This is a genomic window from Hymenobacter sediminicola, from assembly GCF_014250515.1.
GTDB classification, from domain to species: domain Bacteria; phylum Bacteroidota; class Bacteroidia; order Cytophagales; family Hymenobacteraceae; genus Hymenobacter; species Hymenobacter sediminicola.
Window position 1 is genome coordinate 2960738 of the sequence record NZ_CP060202.1, and the last position, 12853, is coordinate 2973590.

Annotated in this window: 10 protein-coding genes; all 10 read right to left on the reverse strand. The window is 59.1% G+C overall.

Annotated features, from left to right (window positions below; all coding sequences use genetic code 11):
• Nucleotides 1-65: 65 nt before the first annotated feature.
• The gene (locus H4317_RS12635) at nt 66-1604 is read right to left on the reverse strand and encodes an aldehyde dehydrogenase family protein (RefSeq protein WP_185886955.1); all 1539 of its coding nucleotides are present in this window, start codon (nt 1602-1604) and stop codon (nt 66-68) included.
• An 83-nt stretch (nt 1605-1687) separates the two neighbouring features.
• On the reverse strand, nt 1688-3043 hold the full coding sequence (locus H4317_RS12640; RefSeq protein WP_185886956.1) for a Gfo/Idh/MocA family protein: 1356 nt from the start codon (nt 3041-3043) through the stop codon (nt 1688-1690).
• A gap of 52 nt (nt 3044-3095) precedes the next feature.
• Nucleotides 3096-4115 (reverse strand): class 1 fructose-bisphosphatase, encoded by a 1020-nt coding sequence (gene fbp, locus H4317_RS12645; RefSeq protein ID WP_185890029.1) that lies wholly within the window; start codon nt 4113-4115, stop codon nt 3096-3098.
• Nucleotides 4116-4271: 156 nt separating this feature from the next.
• Entirely contained in the window at nt 4272-4736 is a 465-nt protein-coding gene (locus H4317_RS12650) for a nuclear transport factor 2 family protein (RefSeq protein WP_185886957.1), read from the reverse strand.
• A gap of 18 nt (nt 4737-4754) precedes the next feature.
• On the reverse strand, nt 4755-6110 hold the full coding sequence (locus H4317_RS12655; protein ID WP_185886958.1) for an MFS transporter: 1356 nt from the start codon (nt 6108-6110) through the stop codon (nt 4755-4757).
• 81 nt (nt 6111-6191) lie between these two features.
• Nucleotides 6192-6845, reverse strand: coding sequence for a beta/alpha barrel domain-containing protein (locus H4317_RS12660; RefSeq protein ID WP_185886959.1), 654 nt, complete (start codon nt 6843-6845; stop codon nt 6192-6194).
• Between the two features lie 54 nt (nt 6846-6899).
• Nucleotides 6900-7910, reverse strand: a complete 1011-nt coding sequence (locus tag H4317_RS12665; RefSeq protein WP_260625654.1) for a sugar kinase — start codon at nt 7908-7910, stop codon at nt 6900-6902.
• A gap of 36 nt (nt 7911-7946) precedes the next feature.
• Nucleotides 7947-9383 (reverse strand): glucuronate isomerase, encoded by a 1437-nt coding sequence (uxaC, locus tag H4317_RS12670; RefSeq protein ID WP_185886960.1) that lies wholly within the window; start codon nt 9381-9383, stop codon nt 7947-7949.
• A 185-nt stretch (nt 9384-9568) separates the two neighbouring features.
• Nucleotides 9569-11221 carry a UxaA family hydrolase gene (locus H4317_RS12675; protein ID WP_185886961.1) on the reverse strand — a complete coding sequence of 551 codons (1653 nt, stop codon included), beginning with the start codon at nt 11219-11221 and terminating at the stop codon, nt 9569-9571.
• Nucleotides 11222-11327: 106 nt separating this feature from the next.
• Complete coding sequence (locus H4317_RS12680) at nt 11328-12851, reverse strand: tagaturonate reductase (protein ID WP_185886962.1); 1524 nt, start codon at nt 12849-12851, stop codon at nt 11328-11330.
• Nucleotides 12852-12853: the final 2 nt, after the last annotated feature.

Sequence of the window (12853 nt, forward strand, 5' to 3'; positions counted from 1 at the left end):
CGCCCCAATCGGACCGGAATTTTCGGCCAATTGGGGCGCTGCTGTGTAGTATCGACTGTTTCGGGCTAGATTTTCTCCGGCAGCAGAATAGCGTCTTCGTAGTTGCCCAGCACCGGCTTGTCGCCTTCCGTCACGGCTTCTACCAGCAGCGCACCACCCACGAAAGCGCCTTTCCACGACTCACCGAGGCCACCGAACACCTCTTCCCGGTCGCCGCGCGAACGGAGCTTGTTGATGCCCATCTTAAAGGCGCGGACTTCCTTGGCGGTGCGCTTGGCCCACTTCTCGTCGTCGGAGGCCAGGGCACCCACCAAGGCCCCGTTGCTGATATTCATTTCGCCCACCAATTCCTCTACCCTGTCTACCAGCACAATGCTGTCGATGGGGCCAAACGGCTCTTTGAAGTATAGCTCGCTCTGGCGGGGCAGATTTACAAGGGCACGGGGCGCGCGGTACGCCGAGCGGTCCTGACCGGGCAGAAACAGGCTGTCGTCGAGCTTGCCTTCGAAGATGGGCGTGGCGCCGGTTTTCAGCGCATCAGCATAGAGACGGTCCAGGTCCTCGGCCTGGGCTTTGTTGATGACCGGGCCAAACGCCAGGTCCGGTAGCTTGTCGTCGGCGCTGTCTACGAGCGTGGGGTTACCCACTTTCAGGCTTTTGATGGTGTTCCAGTAGGTTTCCACGAACTGCGGGAACAACCGGCGCTCCACCACGAAGCGCACGTAGGCCGTGCAGCGCTGCTTGCCGTAGTCGTAGCCCTTCTTGAGCTGGTCAGAAAGGCCATCCCAGTCACTGAAATTCCATACACCGTAGGTGTTCACGCCTTCCATTTCCAGCATGTAGCGCTTGTGCTCCGAACTAAGCGCGTCGGCAATGTTGCGGCCGTTGTAGCGTCCACCCACGAAGCTGAGGCAATCTACGGCGTCATTTTTCACCAGCACGTCGCTCAGCTCGCCGCCCGAGCCGCTCACGAGCGTCACGGGCAGGCCGCAGCGGCGCGCAATGGCAAACGTCAGGCTCAAAGAGATGAAGCCGCCATCAGTCGGCGTTTTGGCGATGACCGAGTTGCCGCACAGTGCCTGCACCAGCACCGCGTGCAGCAGCACCGACATGGGGTAGTTCCAGGAGGCAATGTTGCTCACTAGGCCCAGCGGCTTGCGGTTGCCCAGCATGCCTTCGATGTTATCGACGTACCACTGCACGCCTTCAATGGCGCGGTCAATGTCAGTAAAGCCCAGCTTATAGGTTTTGCCGATTTCCCACATGATAAGCTTGCCGGTCAGCTCTACCTGCTGGCGCAGCTGGTCGAGGCAGTCCTGCACCCGGCGCTTGCGCTCATCCAGGTCTACTTTGGCCCATTCGGCGGCTTCCTTCTTGGCGGCCTGCACGGCGCGCAGCGCGGTAGCATGGTCGAGCATGGGCAGACTGCCGAGTTCGGTGCCATCAATGGGCGACGTGAACGGGCGGGGCTTGCCAGGCTCCTGCCAGCGGCCTTCCAGCAGGTTCAGAAACTGACCATCTTGGCCGAAAACTTCCGGCGTTACGGCTTTCATCTGGCTCAGCAAGCTGCTGAACTCGACCTGGGGCGAAATGATTTTAGGCATAAGCGAAGAGAAGCCGTGTGGTGGTAGTGATGAAGGAGTACGAATGCTCCTAAAAGTAGGTGGTGAAGAAGTTGTTTCGGAGGTCAGGCTTTTACGGCCTGCGGGCGCAGAGAAGTCAGATCGGCAATGCGCACGGGCTGGCCGCTGGCAATGCTTTTGCGTGCCGCAATGCCCACCAGAATGGCCATGGCTCCGTCGCGGCTGCCAGCAGCCTGTCGCCACGTGTCGGGCGCGTCGGGGGTGCGGAAGATTCGCTCCCGCAGCAGCTTATCGCCGCCGCCGTGGCCTTCAGCCTGGGGCACCTGGATGTACTCGACCGGCCCAAAATTGCGTGCCAGCATTATCTCGTCGTACGGCTCCATTTTCATGGCTCCCGACTCTTTGATCCACGCGTCGATGCGGCCTTTGGTACCGTTGAAGGCAATGCGGTAGCCTTCGTAAGGTGAGTACGCCGTGAGGGAGTAGCTGACCTGCACGCCGTTGGCATAGCCGATGGTGGCCGCCATCTTGTCGTAAATATTCACGTCTTCCTTGTACACGCAGCCGTCACGCAGGTAGCCATCATGCTGCTCGTTGGCGGCGTAGAGTGCCATCAGGCGGGCATCTTTGGTCATGTCCCAGAAGTAGGGGCACTGAGCTTTATGCGGGCAGGGACGGCAGTTGCTGAAGCGGAACGGGCCGTTTTTGCCGTAGTTTTCCAGCGCGCCCTTCGCATACACCGTCTCGGGCTCCGACTCCAGCCACCAATTCAGCAAATCGAAGTGGTGGCTGGCTTTGTGCACCCACAACGAGCCGCTTTTCTCAGTGAGACGGTGCCAGCGGCGGAAATAGTCGGCACCGTGGCGGTTGTCGAGGTACCAGTGAAAATCGACGGACGTGACGGTACCGATGGCGCCTTGCCGGATCAGGTCGTAGATTTTCTGGCGGTGCGGCGAGTAGCGGTAGTTGAACGTGACGGTCACCTTTTTGCCAGTGCGTTTCTCGGCGTCCAGAATGGCCTGGCACTTGGTTTCGTCGGTGGTCATGGGCTTTTCCGACACGATGTCGGCGCCCATTTCCATGCCTTTGATGATGAACTCGTCGTGGGTGGCGTCCACGGTCGTCACTAGCAGAATATCGGGCTTCTGCTTGCGCATCATCAGCTCAAAATCGGTGAACGTAGGGCACGAAACGCCCATCATCTTCCGGGCCGTTTCGAGGCGCCCTTTGTTGCTGTCGCAGAGGCCCACAAACTCTATCACGTCGCCGTGCTCCTTGAGCAGCAGAGTGCCCCACATGCCGGTGCCCCGGTGGCCGGTGCCTACCATAGCTACACGCCGTTTTTTGGCGGCAGAGCCAGCCAGCACTGCCAGCGGCCCGGTAGTCAGCAGGCCAGCCGTAGCCAGCACCGACTTCTGCAGAAAATCCCGACGGGAAGAATCGTGTAGCGCTTGGTTCATGGTAAGGGAATGGCAAGAGCGAAAGGATGAACCCGGAAACCGTGTAAGGAAGCTACGCCGACATGGCCTCAACCGGAGCCAGTGCTACCAGGTCCTGTACCAGATTAGCCGAGCCCACATACAGCGGGGCACGTTGGTGAAATTCGGTCGGCTCGATATCCAGCACTGCCCCAGCGCCGGTTTCCGCGCGGCCACCGGCCTGCTCTATCACGAAAGCCAACGGATAACCTTCGTAAAGCAGGCGCAGCTTGCCCTGCGGATTTTTGGCCGTGGGCGGATACAGATAGATACCACCCGTGAACAGGTTGCGGTGATAGTCGGCGACCAGGGAGCCTACGTAGCGGCCGCTCATGCGCTGCTGCTTGCACTGCGTGAGAAAGTCGCGCACGTACTGGGCATAGTCGAACCAGTTGCCTTCGTTGCAGGAAAAGGTGTTGCCGCTGGCCGGAATCCGAATGCTGGGGTGCGAGAGAAAGAATTCGCCCAGCGAGTTTTCGTAGGTAAAACCTACTACGCCGTGGCCGGTGGTGTACACGAGCATGGTGCTAGAGCCGTACAGAATGTAGCCCGCCGCTACCTGCTTGCGCCCACCCTGCAAAAAATCTTCGCGAGTGGCTTCCTGCCCTACCGGGGTCACGCGCCGGTAGATGCTGAAGATGGTACCGATACTGATGTTGACGTCGATGTTGCTGGAGCCATCGAGCGGGTCGATGGCCACTACGTACTTGCCCTGGCAGTTGCCGGTGTGAATGATGTCGTCCTCTTCCTCACTCAGCACCGCGCAGGCCTCGCCACCGTTGGTGAGGGCACGAATGAAACGGATGTTGGCTTCCACGTCTAGCTTCTGCTGCGCTTCGCCCTGCACATTTTGCTGGCCCATGGCCCCAATGATGCTGGTCAGGCCCGCGCGGTTCACTTCGCGGTTCACGATTTTCCCGGCCAGCGCAATGTCACGCAGTAGCTGGCTCAACTCGCCGGTGGCAAAAGCAAATTCGGCCTGTTTGCGCATGATATAGCGCTCCAGGGTAGTACCAACTGGCTGGGCTATAGCGTTTTCATTCGTGATACTCATGGAGTGGGAAGGATAGCGGAGGGGCGTAGTAAGGGTGCGGCGGCCTTCCGGATGGTTCGTGGCCCCTAACCTCCACTCCCCTCTTTCAGCCGCCGCATTTTCTTGGCAGACCGGTGTCTGGCCGGCCTCATTGGAGCGCATGGCTCCGTCTGTTTTTTAGCTTTTCGCCTCCGGCTGCTTCTGGCTCTGCCACAGCACTACCTGCCAGCCTTTTTTAGCATCCTTCACCTGTACCACCACATATTTCAGGTGGGCCACGTTAGGCGTGCCGTCGGGCTTATTGGGCTGCGTGATGGTGATGGTGCCATTCACGACGGCCGTTTTGCCATCGTTGTAGGCCCGCACGTTCAGCGCTTCCACCTCAATTTTGTCGTACACGCTTTTGCCGTCGCGGATACTTTGCAGGTATTCGGTTTTGTTGTTCTGCTTGCCGTTGGAATGGGTGTAGACCAGGTCGTCGGCAAACAGCTTTTCCAGCAGTGCGTAGTCTTTTTTCACCTGTGCCTCAAAGCGCTGGCGCTCCAGCATTTCTACCTCCTTGGTAGCCGCCTGGTCTTTCTTGGATTGAGCGAAGGTGAGTACCGGCAGCAGAAATGCCAGTAGTAGCAAGATCTTTTTCATAGCAGACAGAAAGGAAAGTTAGCGAGCAGAAGGCACAGGATCAAGCTCAATTTGCTTCATGCGCGGAGCCAGGAAATGCATCAGCACCCAGGCCAGCAGATACGCACCACCACAAATCAGGAACATGATGAAATAGGCCGTTTCCTTCTGCCCGATGCTTTCGTAGTACACAAACATGCGCTTCTGCACCAACGCCGACAGCAGAATGCCGCCCAGCCCGCCGGCCATGCCGCCGATGCCCGTCACGGAAGCCACGGCGCGCTTCGGAAACATATCCGACACGGTGGTGAAGATGTTGGCGCTCCAGGCTTGGTGAGCCGCCGCTGCAATGCCAATCACCAGCACTGCCAGCCACATATTGATCTGGCCGAGGTATTGGGCAAACACAATCGGGAACACGCACAGCGCAATCAGCAGCATGCTGGTTTTGCGGGCCTTAAATGGCTCCCAGCCCTTCTTGATGAAGTTCAGCGGAATCCAGCCGCCGCCCACGCTACCCACACTCGATAGAATGTAGACCATGGCTACCGGGAAGGCAATATCAGTCCCCTTCAGGCCGTACTGTTTGTTGAGGAAGTCAGGCAACCAGAACAGGTAAAACCACCAGATAGGATCCGTCAGGAACTTGCCGAGCACGAAGGCCCAGGTCTGGCGGAAAGTGAGTAGCTTAAACCACGAAACCTTAGGCTCGGTGGTAATAGCAGCAGCCGCCATGTCGTCCACGTCACTGTGGATGTAGTCGAATTCGGCTTTGGTGAGACGGGCGTGGCGGGCCGGCACTTCGTAGTACACAAACCACAGAATCAGCCACACAAAACCGAGGGCACCGGTAATCACGAAGGCCCATTTCCAGCCAATGGTTTCGGCAATGAGCGGTACAGTAAGCGGCGCAATGATGGCCCCCACGTTGGAGCCCGAATTGAAGATGCCGGTAGCTAGGGCCCGCTCCTTCTGCGGAAACCACTCGGCGGTGGTTTTGATGGCCGCCGGGAAGTTGCCGGCCTCCGTCACGCCCAGGAACGCCCGCGCTACGCTGAAACCAAACGTGCTGCTCACAAAAGCATGCCCAATGGCCGCCAGACTCCACAAGAAAGTGGAAAGCGCATAGCCCATTTTGGTCCCGAGCTTGTCGATGACGCGCCCTACACCCAGCATGCCCAGCGAGTACGCCAGCTTGAAGGCTATTTCGATGTTGGCATAGTCGGCATCAGTCCACTTGAACTCAGTTTCCAGGTAGGGTTTGAGCAGGGAAATAACGGCCCGGTCCAGGTAATTGACGGTCGTGGCAAAGAATACCAGAGAACAGATAGTCCAGCGGTACCTGCCAATGGCGTCGGAAACGGGAGCCGAAGTAGCGGGGGGAGCTTGTATCATCGGGCGGGTGGAAAAACGGTGAGCGTATGGCCGCAGAAAGGTGCGGCTGAAGCCGCCGGGTGGCGGCTGGGAAGGCGAAGGTTATTTTCGAAGGGTCGGCAGGAAGGCCAGCAAATCGGTGAGCAACTGCTTCAGCGCAGCCGGGTCGTCGTTTTTGAACAGTTGGGAGCCCATGCCCACCACATTTACACCCGCGCCAAACCACTCGCGCAGGCTTTCTGTGGTCGGCTCCACGCCGCCCGTCACCATCAGTGGCACACTCGGCATTGGGCCGCGCAGGCTCTTGATGAAGCCGGGCCCAACCACGTTGCCCGGGAAAATCTTCACAAGCGCCGCGCCCAGCTGCGTGGCTTCGTACACTTCACGCACGGTCATGGTGCCCGGCATCCAGGGCGTCTGATGGCGGCGGCAGGCCTCAGCCACTTCTGCCGTAATGCAAGGCTGCACCACGAAATCGGCACCAGCCTCGATAAACCGCTCCGCATCAGCGGCCGTGTAGATGGTGCCAATGCCCAGCAGCAGCTCCGGGCAGTTTTCGCGCACGAATTTTACCAGCTCCCCGAATACATCAAAGGCCTGAGTGCCCCGGTTGGTGAACTCAAACACGCGCAGGCCCCCATCGTAGCAAGCCTGCACAATGCGCGTGGCATACGCCGCATCAGCGTGGAAGAACACCGGCACGATAGGCGTGCGCAGTACGGTTTCGAGAATATGGTCGGCGGAGAAACGCGGCATTGCAGAAGAATCATGTGCCCGAGGCATAAGCCCCGACACGGAGGGAAGGAGAAGCTAGCGGAGCAACCGGCCGGTGGTGTTGCCGGCCATGATATGCTCCACTTCGGCGGCCGTCACAAGGTTGACGTCGCCGTGGATGGTGTGCTTGAGCGCCGAAGCAGCCGTTGCGAAGGTCAGGGCCTCCTCTACCGTTGGGTAGTGCAGCTGCCCGTAGATATAGCCCGAAATAAATGAGTCGCCGCCGCCAATGCGGTCCACCACGGGGTTGATGTCGAAGTAATGGGTTTGGTGATACGCGCCCTCCACATAGGCCATTCCCTTGATGCGCTCATGAGAGGCACTCTGGGTTTTGCGCTTGGTGGCAATTACCTGCTTTATCTGCGGAAAACGCTCAATCAGCTTTTCGCTCATCGACACAAAGCTGTTGTCGGCCCCTTCGTCGGCTTTGATACCGAACAGGTCGTTGGCGTCGCCTTCGGTGCACACCACCATGTCGCAGCCGGCCACCAGCTCGGGCATTACGTCCTGCGCTTTCTGGCCATACTGCCACAGGTTGCGGCGGTAGTTCACATCAGCCGATACCATGATGCCCAGCCGGCGGGCGGCCTGAATGGCTTCGCGCGTGGCTTGAGCCGCTGAGACCGAAATAGCAGGCGTGATGCCCGTCCAGTGCAGCCATTGCGCATTTTTCAGGATTTCGTCCCAGTTGAACCACTCGGGCTGCAGGTTGGCAAAAGCCGAGTTGTACCGGTCATAGACAATGCGGCTGGCACGAAGCGAGGCACCCACTTCCAGGAAGTACAGTCCCAGCCGCTCGCCTTGGAACACACAGTGGCTCATATCCACGCCGTGAGACTGGAAAGCCTGTGCGGCCGCGTGGCCCACGGCGTTGTCCGGAAAGCAACCTACGTGTGCGGCGGGCATGCCCAGGTGCACCAGCGCGGCGCCCACATTGGCATCGCCGCCGCCGTAGGTGATTTCCAGCGAACTGGCCTGCGGAATGCGGTAGTTGAGCGGCGGCGAAAGCCGCATCATGATTTCACCAAAGGTGACAACTTGCTTCATCAGAGAGTGGTAACGTGAGCGTCGGGCGGGCGTGTGCTATACCGTGGCGGCTTCGGCGGGCTTTGCTACCGCCTCAAAACCGAAGTACTGTTTGGCGTTGCCGTGGCAGATGTTCTGAATGATGGTGCCCAGCCCTTCCATGTCGGCCGGCAGTTCGCCGTTCTCTACATCGTTGCCGAAGAGGTTGCAAAGCACGCGGCGGAAATACTCGTGGCGCGGATACGAGAGGAAGCTGCGCGAGTCAGTAAGCATGCCCACGAAGCGGCTCAATAGGCCCATGTTGCTCAGCGCGTTGATCTGCTTCTCCATGCCGTCCTTCTGATCCAGAAACCACCAGCCGGAGCCGAACTGCACCTTGCCGGCCACGGAGCCGTCGTTGAAGTTGCCAATCATAGTGGCAATCAGCTCGTTGTCAGCGGGGTTCAGGTTGTAGATGATGGTTTTGGCCAGCTTGTCCTGCTCGTCGAGGCGGTTGAGGAACTTGGACAGGGCGCGGCCCTGCGGGAAGTCACCGATGGAGTCCCAGCCAGTATCGGGGCCGAGCTGGTGCAGCATGCGGGCGTTGTTGTTGCGTAGCGCACCCAGGTGGAACTGCTGGGTCCAGCCTTTCTCCCAGTCCATTTCAGCCAGCAGCACCAGCATAGCCGATTTGAAGCGCAGCACCTCATCGGCAGTCAGTTCCTCACCACTCCGGATTTTAGCGAAAATGTCATTGCAATCCGACTCGGTGTAGTCAGCGGCATAAATCTGCTCTAGTCCGTGGTCAGAAAGGCGGCAGCCGAGAGCCGCGAAGTAGTCGTGGCGCAGGCGCAGGGCCGTTTGCAGGTCGTAGAACGTGCGGATTTCCACGGCGGCGGCTTCGCCGAGCTTATCGAGGTACTGATTGAAGCTAGTAGCGTCCTCTACGGCCATAGCCTTATCAGGACGGAACGTAGGCAGCACGCGCACCTCGAAGCCGCTGGCGGCCAGCGCGCGGTGATGTTCCAGCGAATCGGCCGGATCATCAGTCGTGCAGAGCGTCTCCACCTTCATGCGGCGCAGCAGGTTCTGCACTGAGTATTCCGGCGTGCGCAGCTTCTCGTTGCACTGGTCATAAATGCGGCGGGCACTACCGGCGTTCAGCAGCTCCGTGATACCGAAATAGCGCTGTAGTTCCAGGTGGGTCCAGTGGTAGAGCGGGTTGCGCACCGTCTGAGGCACGGTTTCGGCCCACTTCTCAAACTTCTCCCAGTCGGAGGCGTCGCCGGTAATATAGCGTTCCGGGATGCCGTTGGCCCGCATGGCGCGCCACTTGTAATGGTCGCCGTAGAGCCAGATCTGGGTGATATTGTCGAACTGCTTGTCGCCGGCAATTTGGTCGGGCAGCAGGTGGTTGTGGTAGTCGATGATGGGCATGGCCGCGGCATACTCGTGGTAGAGTTGCTGGGCCGTTGCGGTCTGCAGCAGAAAATCTTCGTTCAGGAAAGGCTTCATAATCAAAGGGAATTATGACGGGCGGTACCCTCAGAATCGGGTGGGTGGTGGGTGGCTAAAGGTATTCAGACAGGAGCAGCTTCCGGCCGTTTTTCGTTGCCAACAGGCGGATTTATTAACGGAAACGTTTACGGTAGGTGCGCCCTCACTAGCAAGCCCAAACAGGAAGCTTACCAGTTTTCAGGCTACAGACTCACGCCGCGCTTCCACGGAATAAAGTCTGTCTGGCCATGGCGTACGGCGGCTACTTCCTCACCGCTGGCGACTCGGATGACGTAGTCCAGAATCCGTTCCCCGGCCTGTTCAATGGTTTCTTCCCCGTCGATAACGGTGCCGGTGTTCACATCAATAATGTCGGGCATGCGCTTGGCCAGTGCCGTGTTAGTGGCAATTTTTACCACGGGCGCAATGGGGTTGCCGGTGGGCGTGCCGAGGCCGGTTGTGAAGAGCACTACGTTGGCACCCGACCCTACTTCGGCCGTAGTCGATTCCACGTCGTTGCCGGGTGTGCAAAGCAGGTTGAGGCCCGGCTTCGTAACAGGCTCCGGATAGTCGAGCACGGCTACTACGGGCGAGGAACCGCCTTTGCGCGCCGCCCCAGCCGATTTCATGGCGTCCGTAATCAGACCGTCGCGGATGTTGCCGGGTGAAGGGTTCATGTCGAAGCCGGAGCCGACAGCAATGGCACTGTCGCCATAGGCTTTCATTAGGGAGCTAAACCGCTCGGCCGTGGCAGTATCTACGCTACGATCTACCAGTTCCTGCTCAACGCCACACAACTCCGGAAACTCAGCCAAAATAACCGAACCGCCCAGTGCCACCAGCATATCCGAAACGTGACCCACGGCGGGGTTGGCGGAGATGCCGGAGAAGCCGTCGGAGCCGCCGCACTCCAGCCCGATGCACAGCTTGCTGAGCGGGGCCGGCTGGCGGGTTTGCTGGTTGGCTTGCATCAGGCCGGCAAAAGTCTGGCGCAACGCCATGCTGATGAGGGTTTCCTCAGTGCCTAGCTTCTGCTGCTCCAGCACAAACAGGGGCTTGCTGAAATTGGGGCTGCGCTTGTTGATTTCATCCTGCAGCATGCTCACCTGCGCGTTCTGGCACCCGAGGCTGAGCACGGTAGCACCAGCCACATTGGGGTGCGTGATGTAGCCAGCCAGCAGGCCGCAGAGCGTTTGGGCATCCTGCCGGATGCCGCCGCAGCCGCCTTCGTGCTGCAGGAACCGGATGCCATCCACGTTCGGAAACAGCTTGGGCTTCTGGTGGCCGTTTTCGGCAGAGTGCAGGTCGGTGGCCAGGATTTCCTCCACCGACTTGCCAGCCTGCATCAACGAAATCAGTTCCTGCGTCTGAGGCTGGTAGGATTTGCGGCGGGCGTAGCCAAGGTCATTCACGAGGGCTTCTTCCAGCACCTGAATGTTGCGGTTTTCGCAGAACACCAGCGGAATCACCAGCCAGTAGTTGGCCGTGCCTACGCTCCCGTCGGCACGATGAAAACCCATGAAAGTGCGGTCCTGCCACTTGTCCACGCTAGGGGCGGCCCAATCGGTGCGGTGCTGATGGTGCTCATCGTAGCTGTCGGTGGCGTGCTGGATGTTGCTGGTGGTCAGCAGTCCGCCTATTCCAATAGCGTCGTTGGCTTTGCCTACCAGCACGCCATACATGTGCACCGGGTCGCCGGGGGCCAGAAACTGCAACGCCAGCTTGTGCTTGGCCGGAATTTTCTCGGTGGTTGTTACGGTGGTGCCTTCCCACGTCACGGGGGTACCAGCAGGCAGGTCCGTAAGGGCTACCAGTACGTTGTCCTGCGGATGAATTTTGGCTACCAGATGTTTCATGGCTTGGGGTGTTGTCTACTTTCTTGGCCGGAAGCTAGGCTCCGAATACGGTTCGAGTGTCCTGCACTCTCTGGCACAACGCGGGTGTTTGCGCGACCCAGGCAGGCTACACGCTGACTGTTCTGTTCATGGCTCGTACCAGCGTGGCATGCACGCCGTGTTCCAGCATGTTTTCCAGGTAGCGGCTAACACTATCGGCGAAGCCCGGCAACGCCGACAAATCGTGGCCCCAGAGGTTTTGATTGTGCAGTACTGTCCGGACCAACACGGCTGGTTCCAGACGGTTCCACAGCTCAGCAAAGTACCCTGCCTTCTCATCCTGAATCGGGTATTCTCCTCCCAGAGCCTCCCCGTACCACACGTCGCCTTGCTGGTGCGCACCGCGCATAAACAGCAGGTAGGCGGCAAAGCCCAGCGCCATGTAGTGCGGTACTGCTTGCTGCTGCTTGTAGTAGTGCAGTAGTGTGGCCACGTTCCGCATCTGCATTTTCATGGTGTAGTTCATGCTGATGGACAGCCACCGATGCTCGATGGAGGGGTTGCGGAACCGGTCAAGCACCTGCATCCCAAAACGCTGCCCTACCGCTTCGTCTACAGCGTAGGGAATACCAGGGAGCAGGTCCGTCAGCATTAGGTGCTGAATGAAGCCGGCCATATTCTCATCCTCCATGGCCTCACGTACCGTCGGGAAGCCCGCCAGGAATGCCAGCGCGCAGCTTAGCGTATGCGTGCCGTTCAGCAGGCGCAGCTTTAGCTCGCGGAAGAGGTTGATGTCGGGCTGCACAATTACGCCGGCATCTACCTGCTCGAAGCTCAGAATCTGCTTTACTCGCTCGTCGCCTTCGATGGCCCAGAGGGTGTAGACCTCCGACATCGTCAGCAGATCATCCTGGTAGCCGAGCTGGCTGGCAAGCGCAGCCTGCGTTGCCGCGTCGGGGCGGCCGGGCACAATACGGTCCACGAGTGAGTTGCAGACTTGGTTGGCGCTTTCCAGCCAATCTATGAAGTCGGCATCCAGCGCGTTGCGGTGGGCCAGCTCCAGCAGAATGCCTTCCAGCTTGGTGCCGTTATCCGGAATCAGCTCGGTAGGCACTATCACTAGGCCCTTGTCTTTGGCGCCACCGAAGGCCTGGTAGCGGGCCAGCAGAAACGCCAGCAGTTTGCCCGGAAACGACTGGGGCGGGCTTTGCCGGACGTCATCGGATGTCAGTTGAATACCGACCTCGGTCGTATTGGAAATCACGACCTCCAACTCTGGGTTAGCTGCGCACGCCAGAATCTCGTTCCACTGGCTTTTGGCAGACAGCACCCGGCTAATGGCCGAGCACACTACGTTTTCTTCAACTTCACGGCCCTCTTCGATGCCGCGTATGCTGAGCGTGTAGAGGCCATCCTGGCGACGGAAAGCATCAATATCCCCGCCATCAGTAGATTTCACAACCACAATGCGGCCGTTGAAAATACCCTGGCGGTTAGCTTTGTCGATAAGGTAGTCGGGCAGGCCGCGCAGCAGTACGCCCGTGCCAAACTGAAGGACTTTTTCCGGCAACTGGAAATGCGCCATGCTGGGCATAGCTACCGAATCCGGGGCTACTGCCTGAGCTACCAGTTGTTTTGCTAGGTGCGACATAA